The organism is Natronosalvus sp. KLKA75 (genome assembly GCF_059736265.1).
In genome coordinates this window covers 1,746,457-1,768,952 of record NZ_CM185522.1, presented here as the reverse complement: position 1 = coordinate 1,768,952, position 22,496 = coordinate 1,746,457, and the positions used below count along the sequence as shown (strand labels likewise).

The 22,496-nt window shown below is 65.7% G+C and carries 18 protein-coding genes; 6 read left to right on the top strand and 12 right to left on the bottom strand.

Going from position 1 to position 22,496, the window contains the following annotated elements:
• Positions 1-79: 79 nt before the first annotated feature.
• On the top strand, positions 80-1,729 hold the full coding sequence (gene hutH, locus AC6I65_RS08480; RefSeq protein ID WP_497901486.1) for a histidine ammonia-lyase: 1,650 nt from the start codon (positions 80-82) through the stop codon (positions 1,727-1,729).
• On the opposite strand, the gene AC6I65_RS08475 is transcribed toward hutH, so the two are convergent.
• On the bottom strand, positions 1,726-3,717 hold the full coding sequence (locus AC6I65_RS08475; protein WP_497901485.1) for a bacterio-opsin activator domain-containing protein: 1,992 nt from the start codon (positions 3,715-3,717) through the stop codon (positions 1,726-1,728). The two genes, hutH and AC6I65_RS08475, sit on opposite strands and share 4 nt — an antisense overlap.
• Positions 3,718-4,109: 392 nt before the next feature.
• Between AC6I65_RS08475 and AC6I65_RS08470 the strand changes: the two genes are divergently transcribed.
• Positions 4,110-4,259, top strand: a complete 150-nt coding sequence (locus AC6I65_RS08470; protein ID WP_497901484.1) for a hypothetical protein — start codon at positions 4,110-4,112, stop codon at positions 4,257-4,259.
• Between the two features lie 80 nt (positions 4,260-4,339).
• On the opposite strand, the gene AC6I65_RS08465 is transcribed toward AC6I65_RS08470, so the two are convergent.
• The 7 genes from AC6I65_RS08465 to AC6I65_RS08435 form a co-directional block, all read right to left on the bottom strand.
• Positions 4,340-4,591 carry an MTH865 family protein gene (locus AC6I65_RS08465; protein WP_497901483.1) on the bottom strand — a complete coding sequence of 84 codons (252 nt, stop codon included), beginning with the start codon at positions 4,589-4,591 and terminating at the stop codon, positions 4,340-4,342.
• Between the two features lie 65 nt (positions 4,592-4,656).
• Positions 4,657-6,645 carry an acetate--CoA ligase gene (gene acs / locus AC6I65_RS08460; RefSeq protein ID WP_497901482.1) on the bottom strand — a complete coding sequence of 663 codons (1,989 nt, stop codon included), beginning with the start codon at positions 6,643-6,645 and terminating at the stop codon, positions 4,657-4,659.
• A 227-nt stretch (positions 6,646-6,872) separates the two neighbouring features.
• On the bottom strand, positions 6,873-9,461 hold the full coding sequence (locus AC6I65_RS08455) for a disk-shape morphogenesis protein volactin (protein WP_497901481.1): 2,589 nt from the start codon (positions 9,459-9,461) through the stop codon (positions 6,873-6,875).
• A 105-nt stretch (positions 9,462-9,566) separates the two neighbouring features.
• Complete coding sequence (locus AC6I65_RS08450; protein WP_497901480.1) at positions 9,567-10,535, bottom strand: NAD-dependent epimerase/dehydratase family protein; 969 nt, start codon at positions 10,533-10,535, stop codon at positions 9,567-9,569.
• A 132-nt stretch (positions 10,536-10,667) separates the two neighbouring features.
• The gene (locus AC6I65_RS08445; RefSeq protein ID WP_497901479.1) at positions 10,668-11,468 is read right to left on the bottom strand and encodes an MOSC domain-containing protein; all 801 of its coding nucleotides are present in this window, start codon (positions 11,466-11,468) and stop codon (positions 10,668-10,670) included.
• Positions 11,469-11,525: 57 nt separating this feature from the next.
• The gene (locus tag AC6I65_RS08440; RefSeq protein ID WP_497901478.1) at positions 11,526-13,271 is read right to left on the bottom strand and encodes a thiamine pyrophosphate-binding protein; all 1,746 of its coding nucleotides are present in this window, start codon (positions 13,269-13,271) and stop codon (positions 11,526-11,528) included.
• A 10-nt stretch (positions 13,272-13,281) separates the two neighbouring features.
• Positions 13,282-13,623: an EthD family reductase gene (locus tag AC6I65_RS08435; protein ID WP_497901477.1), complete on the bottom strand. Its 342-nt coding sequence runs from the start codon at positions 13,621-13,623 to the stop codon at positions 13,282-13,284.
• A 259-nt stretch (positions 13,624-13,882) separates the two neighbouring features.
• On the opposite strand from AC6I65_RS08435, the gene AC6I65_RS08430 reads away from it, so the two are divergent.
• Together AC6I65_RS08430 and AC6I65_RS08425 are read left to right on the top strand one after the other, a co-directional pair.
• The gene (locus tag AC6I65_RS08430) at positions 13,883-15,544 is read left to right on the top strand and encodes a phosphoenolpyruvate carboxykinase (ATP) (protein ID WP_497901476.1); all 1,662 of its coding nucleotides are present in this window, start codon (positions 13,883-13,885) and stop codon (positions 15,542-15,544) included.
• Positions 15,545-15,688: 144 nt separating this feature from the next.
• Entirely contained in the window at positions 15,689-15,859 is a 171-nt protein-coding gene (locus AC6I65_RS08425; RefSeq protein WP_497901475.1) for an HEWD family protein, read from the top strand.
• A gap of 68 nt (positions 15,860-15,927) precedes the next feature.
• Here the strand turns inward: AC6I65_RS08425 and AC6I65_RS08420 are convergent, their stop codons facing one another.
• Together AC6I65_RS08420 and AC6I65_RS08415 are read right to left on the bottom strand one after the other, a co-directional pair.
• Positions 15,928-17,124 carry a TIGR04347 family pseudo-SAM/SPASM protein gene (locus tag AC6I65_RS08420; RefSeq protein ID WP_497901474.1) on the bottom strand — a complete coding sequence of 399 codons (1,197 nt, stop codon included), beginning with the start codon at positions 17,122-17,124 and terminating at the stop codon, positions 15,928-15,930.
• Positions 17,121-17,462: an Htur_1727 family rSAM-partnered candidate RiPP gene (locus AC6I65_RS08415; RefSeq protein WP_497901473.1), complete on the bottom strand. Its 342-nt coding sequence runs from the start codon at positions 17,460-17,462 to the stop codon at positions 17,121-17,123. The genes AC6I65_RS08420 and AC6I65_RS08415 overlap by 4 nt, the downstream gene beginning before the upstream one ends.
• Before the next feature lie 129 nt (positions 17,463-17,591).
• Between AC6I65_RS08415 and AC6I65_RS08410 the strand changes: the two genes are divergently transcribed.
• Positions 17,592-18,734 carry a TIGR04053 family radical SAM/SPASM domain-containing protein gene (locus tag AC6I65_RS08410; RefSeq protein WP_497901472.1) on the top strand — a complete coding sequence of 381 codons (1,143 nt, stop codon included), beginning with the start codon at positions 17,592-17,594 and terminating at the stop codon, positions 18,732-18,734.
• 134 nt (positions 18,735-18,868) lie between these two features.
• A complete protein-coding gene (locus AC6I65_RS08405; protein ID WP_497901471.1) occupies positions 18,869-19,534 on the top strand; it encodes a helix-turn-helix domain-containing protein in 666 nt (221 codons plus the stop codon).
• Here AC6I65_RS08405 and gcvPB read toward each other — a convergent pair.
• Both gcvPB and gcvPA read right to left on the bottom strand, forming a co-directional pair.
• Entirely contained in the window at positions 19,526-21,043 is a 1,518-nt protein-coding gene (gene gcvPB, locus AC6I65_RS08400; RefSeq protein ID WP_497901470.1) for an aminomethyl-transferring glycine dehydrogenase subunit GcvPB, read from the bottom strand. The genes AC6I65_RS08405 and gcvPB overlap by 9 nt on opposite strands.
• Entirely contained in the window at positions 21,040-22,377 is a 1,338-nt protein-coding gene (gene gcvPA / locus AC6I65_RS08395; RefSeq protein ID WP_497901469.1) for an aminomethyl-transferring glycine dehydrogenase subunit GcvPA, read from the bottom strand. Before gcvPA ends, gcvPB begins: the two co-directional genes overlap by 4 nt.
• Positions 22,378-22,496: the final 119 nt, after the last annotated feature.

Here is a 22,496-nt window from a genome sequence, read left to right as displayed (position 1 = left end):
CGGCGGACGGAAAGGACGGTTGTGCGCTCGTGTGCAGGTGGTCCACGAACGAACGGAGGACGGCGGGACGGAGGCCAGCATGACTGACGTTGACAGCGCCCCCGTCGAACTCGACGGCCGATCGCTCACCCCCGAGGACGTCGTCGCCGTTGCTCGAGACGCTGCCCCCGTGACGATCACGGCGGACGCCCGCGAGCGCGTTCGCGTCTCCCGCGAGCGCGTCGAGGACGTGATCGAGAGTGGCGAGCCCGTCTACGGCCTCAACACGGGATTCGGCGAGCTGGTCGACGAGCGGATCCCGCCGGACCAGATCGAACGCCTCCAGACCAACCTCCTGCGGAGCCACGCCGCCGGCGCGGGTCGAGAGTGTACCCGCGAGGAGGTCCGGGCGATGATGGTCTCGCGGGTCAACGCGTTAGTCGCGGGCTACTCGGGCGTGCGCGAGGTCGTGGTCGATCACCTCGTGGCGCTGCTCAACGAGGACGTCCAGCCGGTCGTCCGCTCTCGCGGGAGCCTCGGCGCCAGTGGCGACCTCGCCCCGCTCGCTCATCTCTCGCTGGTCCTCATCGGCGAGGGCGAGGCGATCCTCCAGGACGACGGGGGGCCGATGCGCGTCGACGGCGACGTGGCCCTCGAGGCGGTCGGGCTCGAGCCCCTGTCGCTCGCGCCGAAGGAGGGGCTCGCGTTGATCAACGGCACCCAGCTGACGGTCGGACTGGCCGCAATGGTCGTCGTCGACGGCGAACGGCTGCTCCGGGCTGCAGACGCCGCGGGCGCGCTCACGACCGAGGTGACGCTGGGGACGACGGCCACGTCCGACGCGGCCATTCACGACGTACGGCCCCACGCAGGCCAGCAACGAAGCGCCGCGGCGGTTCGCGCGCTGACGGCCGACAGCGACGTCGTCGAGGCACACCGAAACTGCGACCGCGTTCAGGACGCCTACTCCCTGCGGTGTCTCCCGCAGGTCCACGGGGCCGTCCGCGACGCGATCGCCCACCTCCGGGAGGCCGTGACGGTCGAACTCAACAGCGCGACCGACAACCCGCTCGTCTTCTCGGCCGCAGACGCGGACGACCGCGCCTCCGGAACCGACCGCGCGGCCGTCATCTCCGGGGGAAACTTCCACGGCCAACCACTCGCCCTTCGCCTCGAGTACGCCCGCCTCGCACTGACCGACCTGGGAGCGATCGCCGAACGCCGGATCGATCGTATCCTCAATCCGAACCTCCAGGAGGATCACCTGCCGCCGTTTCTCGCCCCCGAGAGCGGCCTGCAGTCGGGCTACATGATCGCCCAGTACACCGCTGCCGCCCTCCTCAACGAGTGCCGATCGATTGGCGCGGCCTCGAGCGACAACACGCCGGTCAGCGGCGGCCAGGAGGATCACGTCAGCATGAGTTCGCAGTCGGCGCTGAACGCCCGGCGCGTGCTCGAGAACGTCCGTCGGATCGTGGCGACCGAGGCGGTCTGTGCGACGCAGGCGGCCGACTACGTCGGCAACGCCGAGGACGTCGACGTCCTCGCGCCGACGGCCGATCGAGCGGCGACGGCCGCCGCCCTCGGGAGCGGAACTGGAGCGCTCTACGAGCACGTCGGGCAGTTCGTCCCGCCGCTCAAGGACGACCGCGTCCTGGACGACGAACTCGACGCGGTCGCCGACGCCATCGCCTCCGGGGGAATCGATTCCGTGGTGGTTCCGGTGCTCGAGGTCGGTCGCTCCGCCTAGTCGGTCCCGTCTTCGTCGAAGAAGTCCCGGAGAATTTCCTGTAAGCCCCGCCGGAGGTGCTGGTGCATCGTCGGCGCGGCGATTCCCATCGATTCGGCGATCTCTTCGCCTGTACTTCCGCGCGGCCAGTCGAAGTAGCCGCCGTAGTATCCCAGTCGAAGCGCTGTGAGCTGGCGATCCGTGAGCCGGTCGGCGATTCGATTGCGTCGGTCGCGGGCGGTCATCACCGGCCGGTCGGCCTCGCGTTTGGAGACGAGTTCGGTCTGTGTGTAGATCCGCTTCATCGCCTCGACCATCTCGCGCGTATCGGTCTCCCGGGAGACCTCGGCCGTCAGGTGCCCGACGCCGTCCTCAACGATGACGTCGCGCACCGTTGCCCCGTATCCGGTGAGCGTTCGAACCGCGGATTCCGAGAGTCGGATCTCGATCGTTGCCTGGTCGTCGCCGTCGTGGATGAGCCGACACTCCTCGACAGTGGGATGGGCGGTCGCCTCGTCGTGCACCGTCGTCCCGTCGAGTCCCTCGACCGTCACGTACTGGTAGGTTCGACCGGCGGCCGTCGCTCCCGACCACTCGAGGGTACACGTGCAGTCGTACTGGGTTGAGAGGTCGAACGAGAACGAGTCGCCGCCCTCGATCCGGAACTCGAGGACCGTCACGGAATCGGCGAACAGCAGCCGGCGGTTCTTGATCGCATTGATGGCGAAGCCGATCGTCTCGCCGAGGAGCCGAAAGGCGTCCTCTTCGCGCTCGCCGAACGCGTCCGCTCGACGAGCCAGTACGGTCAGTACGCCGTACACGCTGTCACCGTGGGCGAGCGGGACCGCCAGGGCCGATTCGATGCCGTGTTCGCGGGCAGCCTCTTTGAGAGGATTGGGTAGGCTCGAACGTTCTGACAGGTTGTTGCTCGACTGAATCGAGCTCTCCCGCATCGCACGGACGATAGGCCGGTCGGGATCTGCGTCGAGGTCAATCTCCTGGATTCGCTCGAGATAGGACTCGACGTCGCCACACCCCGTCTGGTAGACCACGTCGTCGTTCCCGGAGGGTCGAGAGATCCACGCCCCGCAGTAGAGATCGGAGGCGACGAGCTGTTCGCAGACGGCGTCCTCGACGGCTGACTGCGTCGGCGCTTCGACGAGCGTCTCGATGATACGCCGGACGACGGCGTTGATCCGGTTGAGCAACTCGAGTTGATCCCGGCGCTGTCGAAGCGCTTCCTCCCTATTCGCCCGTTCGGTGACGTCGCGCGCCAGCCAGATCACGGCTCGCTGATCGGCCGAGCGCAGGTCGATCGGGGCGACACGCGCCTCGTACAGCCGCACGCCTTCAGTTGTGTTCGTCTCGTACTCGACGTGTTCGATGGCGTCGTTCTCGAGAGCTGCCGTGACCGCCTCGTGTAAGCGATTCGCCTGCGGGTCCGGAAACGCGTCCCACAACGTCTGTCCGACGAACTCTGTCGAAGCGATTGTGTAGAGGTCGGCTGCATCGGGTCGGACGTTCGCGTCGAGGTAGGTTCCGTCCGCTCCGATCACGAAGACCTCATCGGGCAACGTCGTCGCGAGCAACTCGGCAGCCGTCGTGACGGGACGGGGCGAGCCGGTGTCTTCGAGAGCGCGCTCCCAGTGGGTCTCTACCCGGTCGTCGATCGCCCCGAGTGACGTCGTGGGAACGTAATCGTCGGCACCGCCCCGGATCGCGGCGGTCGCGATCTGGTCGGATCCTTCTGGCGAGACGACGATCGTTCGTCGACGGTCAAATCCGTCCGTCAGTGACTCGAGCATCGACCGAACCCACGACTCGTCGCGAGCGAAGACGACGACCACCGGAAACTGCTCGGCGCCGTCCTCGAGGAGCCGACGACACGCCTCGCTCGAGGCAACGGTTCGAACCGGACGGTCGAGACCGTCGGCGAGTTCTTCGACGAGCGCCTCGGCGTCCGTCGATGAGGCGATGAGGACTGCGTGTGAATCGGGGCTGGTCGACATAGTCGGATCACGGCCGTTGGGCCTGCAGCGGTAACCGCTCGGTGCGTACGCCTCCTCCAGTGACGGTAGCCGGATACGATATCAGACGATATGCGACCGTCGAAGAGGGTGGGCGGGGTTCTCGAGGAACAGCGTCGACTTTTCAGTGGTAGCATGGACGCGTGAGCGAACCATCCGTATCGACTGTACTATCTCGAGTCCCTCGTTCTTGTTAGTCCGTTGGCAACCCGGGTGGATAAATGGTTCGCTACCGCTGATTTCCGCCCGGTCACACTGCAACTATTCGAAGCCGCCGCAGTCTTGCGTTTTATCCAGTTGCATATTCGTTTCAAGCGGCACAAACGATCGCACTCACTTATACCGGGTCCGCCTCATCTGTAAGTGGGGATGGGATGATAGAGACCGTCAAATCGCTGCTGTTCACCGAGTCGGAACGCGAAACGATTTACGAGTGTCGGCGGTGTGGAACCGGCGTCGACTCGCCGTCGAGTACGTGTCCGTCCTGCGGAAACGAGGACATCGCCAGCTTTCATACGCAGTGAACGGAAGATTTTAGCACGTCAGCACCCGCTCGAGCGACTGTTCTGTCGTCGAACGCTCGATATTGACGTTGCCCGACTGTTTAGATTTCGTCCTTTTCCTTGAGTTGCTCCATAACGTCGTCGACGAACGAGTCGACGTTCTCGTAGGGGAAGTCACCGCCCGAGAGCTTCGTGTTCAGTTCCATCGCCGTCATCGAGAAGTCACCGGACTCGAACTTCGTTCCCGGCCCGTTCGGCAGGGCGGGTACGAGGTCCATTGGACTCGAGATGGGGTAGTCTGCGCCTTCGAACGCCTCGGTGAACTGCTCGCGGAGTTCTGCTTCGTCTGCCATAGCACCCTGACGTTCAGGCGGATAAATAATAAACCTGTTTACTAGGTCCTGTTCCCGACTGCTCCTCAGTCGTCCCCAACCTGGGCAGCGATATCCTCGACGACCTCCGGATTCCGGAGCGTCGAGGTGTTGCCGAGTTCGTTGCCCGAGGCGATGTCCTCGAGCAGGCGACGCATGATCTTGCCCGAACGGGTTTTGGGGAGTTCGGGCGTGACGATGACCTCTTCGGGTCGAGCGATGGGCCCGATGGCGTCCTCTACCCCCTCGACGATTCGGTCGCGCATCGAGTCGGTCGCGTCGGCATCGTCCTCGAGGATGACGTAGGCGTAGACGGCTTCGCCTTTGATGTCGTGGTCGCCACCGACGACGGCAGCTTCGGCGACGCCCTCGACGCCGACGATGGCGCTCTCGATTTCCATCGTCCCCAGGCGGTGTCCGGAGACGTTGATGACGTCGTCGACGCGCCCGAGGATGGTGATGTAGCCGTCCTCGTCGATTTTCGCGCCGTCTTCGGGGAAGTACACCCACTCGTCGCTCTCTTCGTCGGAGTACTCCTGCCAGTACTCGGAGAGGAAGCGCTCGTCATTGCGATAGAGTGTTCGGAGCATCCCTGGCCAGGGGTTATTGACGGTGAGATAGCCGGCGTTGCCAGCCTCGACCTGGTCGCCGCTGGCGTCGACGATTCGGGCGTCGATACCGGGCAAGGGTGGTCCGGCCGACCCGGGTTTCATCTCGCCGACGCCGGGGAGTGTGGTGATCATCATGCCGCCGGTCTCCGTTTGCCACCAGGTGTCGACGATGGGACACTCGCCGTCGCCGATGTGGTCGTAGTACCACTGCCAGGCGCGGGGGTTGATCGGCTCGCCCACGGTCCCGAGCAGGCGCAGACTCGAGAGGTCGTGCTGATCGGGGTACTGTTTGCCCCACTTCATGAACGCCCGGATGGCGGTGGGCGCGGTGTAGAAGATGTCGACGTCGTTCTTCTCGACGAGGTCCCACAGCCGATCTTTCTCGGGGTAGTCGGGCGTCCCCTCGTACATCATCGTCGTCGTGCCCAGTGCCAGGGGCCCATACACGATGTAGGAGTGGCCGGTGATCCAGCCGATGTCGGCCGCACACCAGTAGGTGTCCTCGGGCTTGACGTCCAACACGGCGTGAGAGGTCCAGGCAGCGTACGACAGATAGCCCCCCGTGGTGTGTTTCACCCCTTTGGGCTGGCCAGTGGTGCCCGAGGTGTACATCAGGAACAGCATGTCCTCGGCGTCTCGAGAGACCGGCTCGACGCTCTCGCCCTCGTGTGCGTCGACCAGTTCCTCGTAATCGTGGGCGCTGGCACCGAGGAAGTGGTTCAGTTCGTCGCCGAGACGGTCGACAACCACTGTCTCGACGTCGTGATCGACGCCGCGAAGCCCCTTGTCCGCCTTCTCCTTGTGGTTCAGCGGATCGCCGCGACGGTAGTAGCCGTCGCAGGTGACGAGGTACTCGCTGTCGGCGGCGTTCATCCGCGTCGCGAGGGCATCGGCGGAGAAGCCAGCGAACACCACCGAGTGCGGCGCCCCGATGCGGGCACACGCGAGCATCGCGATGGGCAACTCGGGGATCATCGGCAGGTAGAGCGTGACGACATCGTCCTCCTCGACGCCGAGTTCTCGAAGGCTGGCCGCAAACGCCTCGACCTCGTACAGCAGGTCGCTGTAGGTGTAGGTGCGCGTCTCGCCCAACTCGCCCTCCCACTTGATCGCCGCCCGATTCTTCGCGCCGTCTTCGACGTGGCGGTCGAGGCAGTTGTACGACGCGTTGAGTTCGCCGCTGGTGAACCACCGATAGAACGGCGCGTCGTCGTCTTCAAGTACGGTGTCGTACTCCTGATTCCAGGAGAGCATGTCTGCAGCGCGCTCCCAGCACTCCGGCCAGTTCTCCTCGAACTCCTCGTAAATCTCGGGGTCGTTCACGTTCGCCTGGTCGACGAACGACGCCGGCGGCTCGTAGGTCTCCCCCTCGGCCAACCGTGCCTCGAGTTCGATTCCCTCGTCGGTATCTGGTTCCTCGGCCATGACTAGTGTAAACATCGGGCATGAGCGGGATAAACGTTATCCTCGTCGCCGTTTCTCGTGGCGATTTTGGGTCGTCGGCGCGAGGAGAGCGATTCCCCGCTCGGCGCGGCAGTTCTCGAGCAGGCGTATGCCTCTGATTCCGGCGGCGGAGTCCGGCGCAGCAAAAGAGGCGCGTCGTCGATCAGTACGTGGAATCAGGTCCGTGGGAAGCGACCGACAAAAGGAATTCAGATCCGCTCGCCCGCCACGAACGCGAACGCGAGCGCAGCGAGTCCGATGACGACGGCCGCCAGGCCCACTGGCGTCGCACCCGACATCGCCACCGTTCCGCCGGCGACGACGCCGGCGCTACCGCCACCAACGGCTACGATCCGAACGAGGTCGGCGTTCTCGGTCGGTTTCGATTCCTCGGACTGCACGTCGAGGTCGTCGACCGCCGACGCGAGCGTCTCGAGGCGGTCGTCCTGGATCGACTGCTGGTTTTCGATGGCCTCGAATCGGTCCAACTGGCCCTCTCGTTCGTCGGCCAGTACATCGATCTGTTCGGTCACCGTGGCGCCCGAATCGACCGCCGGTTCGACGTCCGCAAGGCGCTCTGCGAGTGCGGTCGTTCGTTCCTCGAGCGACGACTCGATCGATTCGACGCGCTCGAGTGCAGCCGCCACGCGCTCGTCGGTCGACTCGATCCGATCGTCGCGTTCGGACGCGTCGGTCTCGAGCGCGGAGACTGCGTCGTCGAGGCTCGACAGCTCGTTCTCGTGGGCGGCGACGGTGTCACCGATGGTCTCGAAGTCGCCGGACAGGGACTCGAGTTCTGCCGCGTGGTCCTCGAGAACGGCTCCGTTCTCGCGAACGGACGCCACCTGTTCGTCGACGGCCGCCTCCACATCGTGAATCGCCGTCTCGTGGCCCTCCAGCGTGGTCTCGGCGGCGTCGACCGTCTCGGTAACGTGCTCGAGATCCGACGATACTGACTCGACCGCCGCGGTGGTAGCGTCGACCTTCTGGACCGCTTCGTCGAGGTCCGATCGGACGGCGTCCAACGCGTCGCCCGAGGGGACCGTCTCTTCGAGTGCTGAGAGCTCCGCCTCGAGGGACGACACGCTGTCGGCGAGTCCGTCGCGATTCTGGGCCGCGTCCGAGAACCGCTCGTCGGTGTCGGACTCGAGCGCCGAGAGGTCAGCTTCGAGGTCGTCTGCCGTCTCGACGATCGATTCGACGGTTTGCTCGAGTCGTCGAACCGCTTCCAGCGTCGATTCCACGTCGTCCTCGACGGCCGCCAGCGACGCCTGCGTCGCACGAGCGTCGAGCGCCGATTCGACGGATTCGAGGTCGTCGGCGAGTGCCTGGATCGTCGAGCTGGCCGACTCCACCGCCTCGGTCGTCGATTCGAGGTCACCTGAAACGTCCTCGAGGCGGGTCTCGAGCGCGTCGACGTCCTCGGCCTTCGCGCTGGCGTCGGCGACGTCCTCGAGGCCGTCGGCGAGCGACTCGACGTCGGTCGTGACTGCCTCGACGGTCTCGTCGATCTCGGCGATCGACGAGTCCACCGACGAGACCGTCGACTCGAGGGCCTCGAGATCTCCAATCACTGCATCGATCTCGTTGTCTCTCGAGCCCAGGCGCTCGAACAGTTGTGTGATGGCGTCGTCACTTCGAGCGCGCTCGGTCTGGCTGGCCGCGTCGTCGAACGAGAGCGTAGTATCGGTATCGGCACCGGCACCGGCTCCACCGGACGACGCGCTCGCACCTCCTCCCGCCTCCGCATCAGGCGAGGGCGACGAGGCGGCGTCGACTGCCGCGTTCGACTGTTCGGAGTGGTGACCGTGACCCCAGAGGACTCCTTCGTAAGCGACGACGCCGTCTCTGGCGGCCTCGAGCGCGCCTCGAACCGGGCTCTCGGCGGGATTCTCGGCGAGGCGAACGCCGCGAATCGAGAACGGGAGCGACGCGGCGTCGAACCGGCCGCCGAGGAGGAACTCGATTCCAACGACCGCCTCGTCCCCGGCGACGGCGACGGGGACGCTGAGTCCTCGCTGGAAGTCGGCGTCGCCAGCTCGAGCGCGTATCAGGTCGATCAGGTCGGCCACCAGTTCGTCGTGGGCCCGTGCGAGGGCGTTCTCGACGTCGCCGGTCGCCGCACTCGGATCGAGCGTGAAGCCCTCGAGGATCGAAGCGATCTGGTCGGGGGCGTGATCGGTCTGGGCGACGGCGCGCTCGACGAGCCAGTCGCTCCCCCGTGCGAGCGAGCAGGTGAGCACTGGGACGCCGTAGTACGACAGGCCGACACTCGTCGTCTGGGACTCGATGCAGACGCCCAGCCCCGTGTAGTTGTCCTCGCCGAGTTGATCGTAGACGACGGCGAAGCCCTTGCCGATCGGCGTCGCTTCGTCGACGCACTCGGCGACGGCGGTCGCGACCGTCTCTCGCACCTCGGCCGCGGTTCCGTCGGTCTCGACGAGCGTTCCCGGCGTCGTGTACCAGCACTCCTCCGCGTCCGATCCGTCCAGAACGGCAGCCACGAGCGTCTCGAGGGCGCGGCCACACCACTCGTACTCGAGCGTTCCGTTTGTGAACAACGGGACCGGTTCGGTGCCGTTTGCTCGGGCAACCGAACGGGCCGCCGTCCCAACGAGGTACGTCGTACCGTCGTGTTCGAACGACAGTTCTGATTGTTCTTCATCCAGTGCGTCCGTGCCGTCCACGCCATCCTCGAGCGGGAACACCGCGGCCGGTTGACTCGTGACGACCGTCTCCGAGCCGTCGTTTCTCGCCGACCGGAGGGCCCCCGTTCCGATATCGAGACCGATAGCCATGCGACCGGATGACGGGGTGGCCTCTTTGCCTTTTGGCTCAAAATACCAGAATTGAAAATCAGCGCGTCGCGAAACGCGGATCGGCCGTCGCTCGCTGTCGTCCGATCAGAGGGGTTCGAGCCCGTTTTCGGCCCGCAACACGTCGATGTACTCCCGGAACCCGGTCTCGAGGTCGTACTCGGGGTCGTATCCCAGGTCATCCTTCGCGGCGGTCATGTCGAGCTTCTGGGTCCACGGGAGTTCGCCCTCGTCGGACACCTCGAGGTCGGCACCGGGGACGATGGATTCGACCGTCTCGGCGGCCTCGCGGATGGTCGCAACGGTCCCGCGAACGTTGTAGACGCGACGGGAGAGCCGCTCGTCAGGGGCGAACGTCGCCTTGCGGAACGCCTGGGCGATGTCCCGGACGTACTGCCAGTCGATCACCTGGTCGCCGTACTCGACGGCGAACGGCTCGCCGAGGGCGGGCTTTTCGATGATGTTCGCCAGGAACGCGGAGCCCCCGGTCTCGCGGTAGGGGCCGTAGGCGACCGTCGGGCGGAGCGCGACGTGGGAGACGCCGTGGTCCTCGTAGTAGACCCGCGCCTGGTGTTCGTTGTACTCCTTGGTCGCCCCGTAGAGCGTGTCGGGGTAGACGAGGTCGTCCTCGGTGACCCAGCCGTCGTTTTCCGTGTAGTTCGTCGGCGGCGCGAACACCGCGGCCGAAGATGCCCAGGCGACGCGCTCGACCTGGTCGTCGAGGATTCGAGCGGCTTCGAAGACGTTGTTCGTCCCCTCGATGTTGACGTTCATCGCCGCGCGCGGGTTCTCACGCGCCGTGGTCGTCAGCAGCGCGGCGAGGTGGACGATGTGCGTCGCACCGGTTTCGCGAACGGCGCCGATGACGTCGGTCACCTCGGAGACGTCCCCGCGGCGGATCTCGACGTCGTCAGCGACGTCGAGTTTCTCGAGGATCCGCGGATCGGTCGAGAGGTCGAACGCGACGACGTCGTGACCCGCTTCGACCAGGTCCTCGACGACGTACGAACCGATGAATCCCGTGCCACCCGTGACGAGTACTGTGTCCGCAGACATTATCACGAATCTCCATCGTGGACGGCAAAAGCGTTCTGACATGGCGCCGTGGCTCGAGGCCGTGTTGCGAACACCCGAGAGCTGACGTACCGCCCTGTATTGGACGAAAGAACCCCGAGATCTGGGGGGCGGTTACGAACTGGCGACTCGAGTCGACTCGCCGAGGCGTACGTCGTCGCCGACCGAGAGAGTGGTCTCCCACTGGTCGTCGGGAACCCTCGTGTTGACCATGAGTCGGAAGTAGTGGTCGAACCAGTCCGACCCGGCCCACGTCGGGAGCGTCGCCTCCCGGCGTTCGACGAACGTCTCCCGGAAGCCGGGGGTGTCCTCGCCCGTGTCCGGATCACGCGTCGGCACGACGCAGCGCTGGCAGGGGTTGACTCCCAGAAGCGTCGCGTCGCCGAGTTCGAACGCGACCGCTCGACCCGGCCGGTCGTACAGTCGATCTTCCCAGAACGCCTCGTCGGCGTTGACCTCGAGGTTCGCCCGCAGACGCCGGCGCATCTCGTCGACGTCGATGCCCTCGTACCAGTCGGCGACGGCTTCGAGCGTCCCCGTGCTAATAACCGTCGGCCCGGAGGCGTCGGTGTCGTCCGGGAACCCGCCTTCGTCGTCACAGACGACCTGGACGCGGTAGCCGAAGAAGTCCGTGAGCCACGACTCGAGGGAATCCCGGTCGACGTCGAGGTGGTAGGTTCGCGTCTTTCCACCTCGTTCGCCGATCGTGACCGTCTTCCGCTCGAGGTCGTACTCGGTGTGCAACCGGTGGACTGCCCGCTCGCGTTTTCCGTTGACGTACGCATCGGACTCGTCGACGATCGCGTACCGCCGATCCCACTCGAACGCTCCGCTTTCGCCAACCTGGGCCGCATCCACGGAAACGGGATCGAGTGACTTGATCGGGTAGACAAAGAGCCGCTCGAGGTGTGCCATCACCGAGGAGTAGTGATCATCGGATAAATACATTCGTACAGCTGTCGTTCCGACGAACTATTCGTGGAGGCCGCCGACCTCGTCGTAAAACGACGAGGAGAGCTGGTCGGCCATCTCCTCGTCGGGGTCGATCCGGACGTCGACGACCGTCGGCACCGACGCAGCCTTCGCGTCTGCAATGGCATCCTCGAGGTTCGCAGGGTCGGTAACCCGGACGCCGTCGCCGCCCAGGGCCTTCGCCACGCCGACGAAGTCCGTGTCGTGGAAGTGCGCGCCGGGAATGGCGTCGTCCATCTGGCGAACCATGCCGAGCGAGGTGTCGTTGAGGACGACGAACGTCGGCGCGACGTCGCAGTCCACGGCGGTCTCGAGGGCCGTCATTGTCATGGCGAAGCCGCCGTCCCCGGCGACGCAGATGGCGTCCTTCCCGAGGAGGGAGCCGGTGACGGCAGCGGGCGCCGCCCAGCCCATCGCGCCGACGCCGCCGCTCCCGTAGTAGCTTCCCGTCGTCTCGGTCTGGAGGTAGTTGAGGAGCCAGAAGCGGTTGTTCCCGGAGTCCGCCGTGACGACGGTGTTCTCGTCGACGACCGCCTCGATGGCCTTGCACACTCGCTGGGGTTTGATGGGGGTGCTCTCGGCCTCGCAGGCGGCCACGTGGAAGTCCTCACGCGCCTCGGCCGCTCGCTCGAGCGCCCAGTCGTTTTCGGCGTCGCGGCCCTCGCTCGCCTCGAGCAGCGCGCCGAGCGTTTCGCCGGCGTCGCCGATCAGGCCGACGTCGGCCGGGTAGACCCAACCGGCGTTTCGCGAGTCGACGTCGGCGTGGATGATCGTCTGTTCGTCCGGCCGGATGAACGACTCGGCCTGCCAGTTTGTGTCCATCGGGTTCATCCGACAGCCGACGACGACCAGGACGTCCGCCTCGCTGACGACACGGTTCGCCCCCTCGTGACCGAAGGAACCGATGACGCCCGCCGCGCGCTCGTGGGTTTCGGGGATCGTCGACTTACCTAAATAGGAGGTAGCGACTATAGCGTCGTAGGCGTCGGCCACGGCCTCGAGTCGGTCGTAGGCGTCGGATTCGTCGGCTTTGTCGCCTCCAGCGCTCGCGTGAACGCCGTTACCGGCCAGAATGACGGGACGGTCGGCGTTCTCGAGCGCGTCCGCCGCGGCCGCGACGTCGCGGTCCGTCGGTCTCGAGTCCCAGTTTCTGACCTGCATCTCGTCGTCCCAGAGGCCGGGCGTCACGTCCCCCGGTAGGTCGTCCGTAATCGCCGAGCCGTCGAAGATGACGGCACAGGGACCGTTCCGACCGGCGGTCGCGTGCTTGAACGCGAGCTGGACCGTGCGGACGGTTTCCGGCGGCGTGCGCGGGAACCACCACTCCTTGGTCACGCCGTCGAGAATCTTCGGCAGCGAGAGGCCGCCGTAGTCGCCCCTGGACTGCTGGTAGGGCGCGAGCGTGGAGTAGTCGCCGCGCTCGGAGGCCTCGGTGAGCACGACCATCGGCGAAGAGCCGAGACGGGACTCCATCTGGCCGATAGCACCGAGGCTGCCGATCCAGGGTCCCTGTCCAGCCAGGACGGCAGGAGAGCCAGTCATTCGGCCGTAGGCCTCGGCCATGACGCTCGCCTCGCGCTCGTCACGCGGGCGGACGACCGTCACGTCGGTGTCACGGTGGCCGATCGTCTCGAACACCTCGATGAGGCGCCCGCCGGGGTAGCCGAAGACGTACTCGACGTCGAGCGCCTCGAGCGTGTCGACGACGCGGTCGGCGGTCGTCTGCGTGGAGTGCGTGTCGTCCATGGTGGTCGACTCAGTCGTCCTCCGAGGGGAGCGCCGTCTCGGCGACGTGGACAGTCTCCTCGACGACCATCGTCTCGCTCGCCTCCATGTCGGCGAACGTCGCCGCGTCGGCCTGCACCTCCTGGCCCACCTCGGACTCGAACGCGGCGGCCATCGCCGCGCCGTCGGCGAACGTCAGCCGAACGATACCGTCGTAGGCCGACTTCGAGGGATCGGTCGGCGTCGACGTGACGTACCGCTCGAGGCCGGGGAGGTCAGACGCGAGGTCGGTGTGGTCGCCCAGCCAGCGCTCACAGAACTCCTCGTGACTGAGGTCGTCGTCGCGTACCAGCAAGTTGACGAACGTGATCATGTTCCATGCGTGGCGTCTTCGGGTTCGACCTTTGCTCTGTCGGTCCGGGCCGCTCAGCCGTGGATGATACATTGTTTCGACCTCGAGTAAATTTAGAGAATATATCACATATCGAACAGTGGATTCCGGTAGATTATGGGCCAGATAATCGGGACCAGCGAGCGAAAAATCGGGGTACTGAAACGGGTCGTGGAAATGAGAGGCATACCGGCTGGCAAATCCTCCGGATTTATGTATCAGAGTGATGGTTCTTCCTAGTATGTCCGAAACCGGGACGCAGCCGCGTCACGTCCGCGAGTCCCTGGCCGATCCGAAGCGTGCCCTGAACGTCCAGTACTACGGCCCGGTGGGCTCGACGACGGTCGAGGAGCCGCCCACCCACCGCACCGACGACGACCTGATCGCCGGGCTCCGCGAACTCGCTGCCGCCGACGAGACGACGACCGAGTTCGGCTCCGCGTCCTACGTGAGCGAGTTCCGGTCCAGGAGCGCCGACCGGACGAAAAACGCCGTCGACGACGACTTCGGCGAGGCGGATTACGCCGTCATCGACCGGGCGACCGAGCCCGTCGAGAACCGCGCGATGCTCTGTGTCGACCGACTCGTCGGCACGCACCCGGAAACGACGTTTTGCTGCCGCCTGTACGTCCCGGCCGAGTACGCGCGAATCGCTCACGGATGGGCGATGCTGTTCGACCCGACCGACGGACGGGACCCAGACTTCGTCACGGTACAGGTTCCGGACGCATCGGAGACGGCGATCCGAATCCTCCCTGACGACGGGTTTACCGCCGTCGTCGGCAGCGACTACACCGGCGAAGCGAAGAAATCGTTCCTCCGGCTGTTCATGCATCGAGCGAAACGACTCGGCGGCCTCGGCCTGCACGCCGGCAGCAAGCGCGTTCGCGTGGCTCGAGCGGCTGACGCTCGCGACGAAGCCCAGGCCCGTGACGAACCCGATGCCCACAGCGAACGCGATGACGAAACCGCGGACGGAACCGTCCCTGACCTCGAGACCGTCGGTCAGCTCTTCATGGGGCTCTCCGCGACCGGAAAATCGACGCTCACGGCCCACGGCTGCTGGCTCGAGGCCCCCGAGGAGGCGGTCATGGTCCAGGACGACGTGTGTGCGCTCCTGCCGGACGGCTCGGTCGCCGGCAGCGAGGGCGGCGGCCTCTACGTGAAAACGTACGGCCTGGACGCCGACGAACAACCAGGAATACACGCCGCGGTCACCGACGAATCGGCCTCGTTCGAGAACGTCGTCGTCGACGAAGACGGGACGGTCGACTTCGACGACGACCGATACACGAAGAACGGTCGTGCCGTCATCCGGCGCTCGAAACTGCCCAGCGCCAGCGAGGACATCGACCTCGAGGACGTCGACCAGCTCTTTTTCATCACCCGGAACCCGCTCATGCCGCCGGTCGCCAGACTCGACGACGAGCAGGCGGCGGTCGCGTTCATGCTGGGCGAATCGATCGAGACGAGCGCCGGTGACCCCGACCGGGCTGGCGAGCGCATCCGGGTCGTGGGGACGAATCCGTTCATTATCGGTCCGGAAGGCGAGGAGGGGAACCGGCTGCGAGAGCTGGTCGCCTCGCTCGGCCTCGAGTGCTACGTCGTGAACACGGGCACAGTCGGCTACCCCGATTCGGACGCGAACTCGAAGGACGTCGGCGTCACCGAGTCCGTGACGATCCTGACCGAACTCGCGCGGGGAACCGTCGAGTGGACCCGGGACGAGCAACTCGGCCTCAAAGTTCCCGCGAACGTACCCGGGATGGACATCGAGGCGTTCCGCGTCGCCGAGTATGTCGACGATTACGATGGCGAACTCGAGACCCTGCGCGAGGAACGACGCGAGTACCTCGAGTCGTTCGAGCGACTCGATCAGGAGATCGTCGACGCGGTGTACTGACCGCTCAGTGCCTTCTCAAAGTGGTCTCGAGCGAGAAGGACTGACCTCGACTGCCTGGTGTGAGGACGGAACTCGAGCGAAGGGGGTGGGCAGCACTTGCCGGTCACAGCTACTGTTATATGTACAGCGTTCTCACCGTTGACAATGAGCGTCCAGATGCAGAAACCAACGATGCGGGTATGCGAACGCTGTGGCCGGACGGAACGCTGGGACGACGCCCAGTCCGCCTGGCAACACGCACTCGATAGCGACCGCGGTCACCCCCACTGTATTCACGAGTGGGACATCAACGGGTCGTTCACCCCCTACGAGTAACGCGACTGGTCTGTGCCCGAGGCTCGCCTCGAGGCCCACATGCTCCTGGCGAGCATCTAATATGGCTATCAACGAGCGACCGGCAACTCGCCGTGACGCTCGGTTTCTGTGAGATAACACTGCGGATCGGGTCCGAAGAGGGACTCACTCGAGAGCGCCCGCAACCGAGACCCACCGCGACAGATCGACCGATACTGGCACGTCGAACATCGGCCGGTGAGGTGGTCCTCGCGCACTCGAAGATCGGCGAGCAACGGATTCGTCTCGTCGTCCCAGATGTCGCCGAACGGTCGGTCGCGAACGTTACCCAGGCTGTAGCCCTGCCAGAACTGGGTCAGGTGAACGTTGCCCTCGTAGTCGACGTCCGCGATGCGCTCACCCGTCGGATCGCCTCCGTTTCGATCGAGATGGCGGTAGACGGTTTCGGCTTTTTCGGGGCCAAAGCGGTCGGCGGCGTACTCGACGAGGAAGGGCGCGTCGACGTAGTTGCCGACCAGCAGGGTCTCGATCTCCTCGCCGCGGTCGTGGTACTCGAGCGTCAGATCGCAGAGTCGCCTCACCGCGTCACGGGTCGCTTCGGGGCTGAGGTCGATGTCGGTGATATCGGCGCCGCGCCCACCGTAATCGAGGTGATAGAAGCAGAATCGATCGACCCCCACGTCGGTCAGCAGGTCGACGACTCCCTCGAGGTCGGCGGCGTTTGCCTCGGTGATCGTGTACCGCAGTCCGGTCTTGAGCCCGGCCGACTGGCAGGCCTCGATTCCTCGGACGGCAGCGTCGAAGGCCCCCTCCTTTCCCCGGAACGCGTCGTTGCGCTCTGGGAGTCCGTCGACGGAGATGCCGGCGTACTGTAGCCCGGCCGACTCGAGTCGAGCCGCTTTCTCCGGCGTGATGAGCGTCCCGTTCGTCGAGAGAACGGGCCGGAGTCCGAGGTCTGCGGCGTGCTCGACGAGTTCGGGGAGATCCTGCCTGACGAGTGGTTCCCCGCCGGAGAAGAGGACCACGGGGACACCGTAATCTGCCAGCTGCTCGAGGAAACGTCGGGCTTCAGTTGTGCTAAACTCGCCCGCTGCAGGCTCGGTTTCGGCCGCCGCGTAACAGTGCGCGCAGTGGAGGTTACACCGACGGGTCGTATTCCAGACGACGACCGGGCGGCGCTGCTTTCCGGTCGTGATCTGAGGCTTACTTGAGCTCTCAGCAGCGTCGTAGCGTAGTCCGTCGCCCTCGGCGTCGAGGTCACAGAGGAGCTTGCTGATCGAGATCACGAGTCGTTCACCCGCGGGACTCCGTCACTTTCCTCGGAAACGCGAGGTTCGGGCGAAACCTCCTGGCCCGGCGCCTCGTCCGGCGAGTCGGAGGCAGTGGACAGCGGGCGCGTCGAGTACCGCTCGACCGCCTCGGCCGGGCACACCCAGAGGTCCGCGGCGTACCGACCGAAGAGCCGGGAGGCGTTGTCGACGGCCTCCTCGACGCTCGTCGCCGAAACGCTGCCGACGTGATGAAGGCGCTTGTCTCGGTCCTCCCGAAGGAAGACCTCCCACTGTGGGAGCGGCGTTCCGCGGCGATCCCCCGCCACTCGCTCGCGACGTACAGATTCGACCATCGTGTTCGTTCGCGGTTGGGTTCTCGGAGGTATATCCCTCGTTGCGAACGTCTTCGGGCGGCGTTCCCGGATCCCGAGAACGAGAACCGACCCTTTGTAGGCGGCGTCGCCAACGGCGGGTGAGTATCCATGCCAGCGCCACCCGGTCGCCGATCGATCGACACGTCGAAACGCCCGTTCGTGCTGATCTGGGAGGTAACCCAGGCCTGCGCACTCGCGTGCACCCACTGCCGGGCCGACGCCCAACCGGAGCGCCACCCCGACGAGTTATCGACCGCCGACGGGAAGCGACTGCTCGAGGACGCGAGCGACTTCGGAGACGGTCAGCTCGTGGTGCTATCTGGTGGCGACCCGCTGGTCCGTGACGACGTCCCGGAACTGATCGAGTACGGCACCGACCTCGGCCTGCGGATGACGATCACGCCGAGCGGAACCCGGTCGGTCACGAGAGACCGCATCGACGCGCTCTCCGAGGCGGGGCTCCGACGGATGGCGCTCAGTCTCGACGGCGCGGCCCCCGAGAGCCACGACGCTTTCCGGGGCGAAGCCGGAAGCTTCGAAGAAACGATTCGGGCGATGAAGGACGCCCGCGCGGCCGGCGTTCCCGTCCAGATCAACACCACCGTCTGCCGGCAGACGGTCGACGAACTCCCAGCGATCAGGGACCTGCTCGCCAACCTCGGCGTCGTCATGTGGAGCGTCTTCTTCCTCGTCCCCGTCGGACGCGGGCGAATCCTCGAGCCAATCTCCCCCGAAGAGGCCGACGCAGTCATGTCGTGGCTTGGCGAGGTCAGCGACAGCGAACCGTTCGGGGTCAAGACCACCGAGGCGCCACAGTACCGACGCATCCGTCTGCAAGAGCGACGGGAATCGGACGACAGAACGGTCGACGCTGACGGCCTCCGACGCCGAAGCGGAATCGTCGCCGGCGACGGCTTCGCGTTCGTCAGCCACGTCGGCGAGGTCTTCCCGTCCGGCTTCCTCCCGGCCTCTGCGGGCAACGTCCGCGAGGAACCGATTACTGCCATCTATCGCGACTCGGCGCTGTTTCGATCCCTCCGTGATCGCGGCCGAATTCGCGGAAAGTGCGGGACCTGTGAGTTCCGAACGGTCTGCGGCGGGAGTCGCTCTCGAGCCTACGCCTACACCGGCGATCCACTCGAGAGCGACCCGCTGTGTCCGTACGTTCCCGCGGATTACGACGGCCCGCTGCCGTGGAACGACCCGACGAGTGCACCCTCGCCACCCTCGAGGCCGACTGACGCCGATTGAGCGGGTCCGGCGATCGAACGGGGAGGGAGGAATAAGGAGGGTCCAAGAGACGGGGAGGTAGAGGGACTCGAGGAACGGGAATCACCGAACGTGTTCGTACTGAAGTCCTTCGACCCGCAGTACGACGGGTACCTATGAACACTTTGAACGAGACGATTCGCGTCGAGATCGACGTCCGGACGCCGTCGACCTGTCCGGTCGCTGCGGCCTCCGAGACGACTGGTTCCCCCGTCGAGACCGTGACGCGGGCATCCGGACGAAACATGGGACCGCACGTCGACGAGGAGTTCACCATCGCGAGCGACGCTGCGGTCGACCTCGAGACGTACGATGCAGTCGAAGACGCCGACCGAATATTCGACCTCGATTCGCACGCAGTTTATCGATTCACTCGCTCGGCAGCGTCGCCGTGCGTCTGTGACCGTATCGAGGAACTCGGCTGGCCGGTTTCGGATATCAGTGCGGAGAACGGGTCGCTGCTGGTCACCTGCTACGTCGACGATCAGACTGGGTTCTCGGAACTCATGTCGGACCTCCAGGACCGATTCGGGGACGTCCGCGTTCGACGACTGCTCCGTTCGGGGGGCGACGGTGACGGCGACGGACCGCTCGTCCTGGAAGTCGACTCCCTGACCGCCCGACAACGGGAAGTGCTCGAGACGGCTCACGAGATGGGGTACTTCGAGTATCCGCGGACGTCGAACGCGGGGGACGTCGCCAATGCGCTTGGAATCACGCGCTCGACGTTCGGCGAACACCTCGCGGCGGCCCAGCGAAAAGTTCTGCAGACGTTAGGCTGAGTCCTCGCCCGAATCTGCATTCTCGAGCGCCTGCCAGGAGAGCCGCGGGTTTCTCGCCGCGCTCGTCTGATCGATCCGGCCCACGGCGGTTCGGTTGGGCGCAGCCTCGAGTTCGTCGTCGCTCGAGGCCGACGCCTGCTGGAACGCCTCGGCGAGGGTGTCGAGCGTTTCTTTGCTCTCGACTTCGGTCGGTTCGGTCATCAGCGCCTGCGGGACGATCTCGGGCCACTTCGTCGTCGGCGGGTGGACGCCGAAGTCGAGCATTCGTCTGGCGACGTCGGCCGCGTCCTGGTCGCCCGCGCTGGCGACGAACTCGTGGTGGAACGGGCCGTAGGGAACGTCGTAGTCGATCTGACTGGCGAGGTAGTTCGCGTTGAGGACGGCCTTCGCGCTCGCATCGAGCAGTCCCTCGTCGCCGAGTCGGGCGATGTAGGCGAACGCCTTGACCAGGACGAGCCAGTTGCCCTGAAAGCCGTGGACGTGGCCGATCGAGTGGTCGGGGGCGAACAGTTCGTACTCGGTCTCGCCCTCTTCCTCACCCTCGACGTTACGCTCGCGAACCCGAGGCTCGGGCAGGAACGGCGCCAGCTCGTCGACGACGCCGACCGGCCCGGCACCTGGGCCGCCGCCACCGTGGGGCGTCGCGAACGTCTTGTGGACGTTGTAGTGCATCACGTCGAATCCCATGTCTCCCGGACGGGCTCGACCGAGGAGGGCGTTGAGGTTCGCGCCGTCGTAATACAGCAGACCGCCGACGTCGTGGACCATCTCGGCGATTTCGGTTATGTTGCGCTCGAATAACCCGAGGGTGTTCGGGTTCGTCAGCATGAGCGCCGCCGTCCGCTCGGAGAGGGCGGCCTCGAGGGCCTCGAGGTCGACGCGGCCGCCGTCGTCGCTCGGGAGGGTGACGACGTCGTACCCGCCCAGTGCCGCCGTCGCGAAGTTCGTCCCGTGGGCGCTCTCAGGGACGATCACCTCGTCTCGCTGGTCGTCCCCGTTGTGCTCGTGGTAGGCGCTGGCGACTCGAATGCCGACGAACTCGCCCGCGGCGCCGGCCGGCGGCTGGAGCGTCACGGCGTCCATCCCGCCGATTCGCGCGAGGTAGTCCTGAAGTCGGTAGCACAACTCGAGCGTGCCCTGGATCGACCCCGCAGAACGGTCGGGGTGGACCGCTGCAGTGTCGAGGGCGGCGACGTCCTCCGTGAACTTCGGGTTGTACTTCATCGTACACGACCCCAGCGGGTACGGCCCGCTGTCGATCCCGTAGATCATCTGGGAGAGACGCGTGTAGTGACGCGCGAGTTCCGGTTCGGAGAGTTCGGGCAACTCGAGGGAATCGCGGGTCAGACCGTCTGGCAGCGGCGAGTCGTCGCTGACGTCGACGCGAGTGCTGTCTTTCTCCGAGAGGAGCGGTTCGTAGTGGCCGTTGCTGACGTATCGGGCCTGGTCGTACCGTCGGCTCCGTCTCTCCCCCTGCTCGAGCTCTCGTTTCCGTCCCTGACCGCTCATCGAAGCACCTCCGCGAACGCCTCGACGAACGCCTCGATCTGTTCGTCCGAGACGCCCGCGACGCAGACCTGCAGTTCGTGTTCGTCGACGACGTGAACCGCGAACCCGCGCTCCTCGAGGTCGTCCGCGATCGCTCGAGCAGGCTGGTCCACGTGGACGACGAATTCGCGGAGGTGGTGGCGGTCATGAACGGGCGCTCTGGCCCCGACGAGGTCGTCGATTCGTTCGGCGAGCTCCTCGGCTCGCGTTACGTCGCGTTTTGCGAGGTCGACCAGTCCAGAGGGACCGAGCGAGGCGGCGTGCATCGCGGTCCGGAGCGCGACCCAAGCCTGGTTCGTACAGATGTTGCTCGTCGCTCGCTCACGACGGATGTGCTGCTCGCGGGTCTGGAGGGTGAGCGTGAACGCTCGCCGGTCGGTCGCGTCCTCGCTCACGCCGACCAGGCGACCGGGCACCTGCCGGAGGTAGCTCTCCCGGGTCGCGAACAGTCCCAGGCCCATGCCATAACTCGTCGGCAGCCCGAGGACGCTCGCGTCGCCGACGACGACGTCAGCGCCCACGTCCGCTGGCCGCTGGAGCAGTGAGAGCGCGACGGGATCCGAACCCAGCACGTACAGCGCGTCGTGCTCGTGGGCGAGGTCGCCGATCTCCGCGAGGTGTTCCTCGATCGTGCCGCGAACAGTGGGGTTCTCGACGTAGCACAGGACGACGTCGTCGTCGATGGTATCCGTGAGAGCCTCGACGTCCACGGTGCTGTCGTCGGTCGGGTACGTCTCGACCTCGAGGTCCGTGCCGGCGACGTAGTTCTCGAGGGTGCTCCGGCGTCCCTCGAGCAGGAGGTCCGGAACGAGCACGCGACGGCCCGAGGTGTCTCGAACGCGGTCGGCGAGCGTCGCCGCCTCCCCCAGAGCCGTCGCCGCGTCGTACATCGAACAGTTCGCAATCGTGAGTCCGGTGAGTTCGACCAGCAGGGACTGATACTCGAACAGCGCCTGCAGGAAGCCCTGGGAGACCTCGGGTTGATACTGGGTGTAGGACGTCAGAAACTCCGATCGGTCCGCGAGGTGATCGACTAGCGACGGCACGTAGTAGCCGTAGTGGCCCCGTCCCAGCAACTCGACCAGGTCGTCATTTCGCTCGAGCGTCTGGCGGACCAGCTGGCGCGCCTCGCGTTCGGTTCGCGCGTCAATCTCGAACTCGTCGTCAAACCATACCGCCGACGGAATGTCGAACAGGTCGTCGACGGAGTCGGCGCCTACCGCCTCGAGCATCGCCGCCGTGTCGTCGTCCGTGTGAGGAGCGTACGGACTCCCCGTGGTGCGTGTTCCGTTCATGGTAGCGCAGGTGTGTCTCCGGTGATTGAAAAGTCGGTCGTCCCCACTGCTTGCCGGCCGCAGGGTTCGGTCCCAGACACGTTACGTGCGGGTTCGGAGCACGGGGTTATCAACGCATC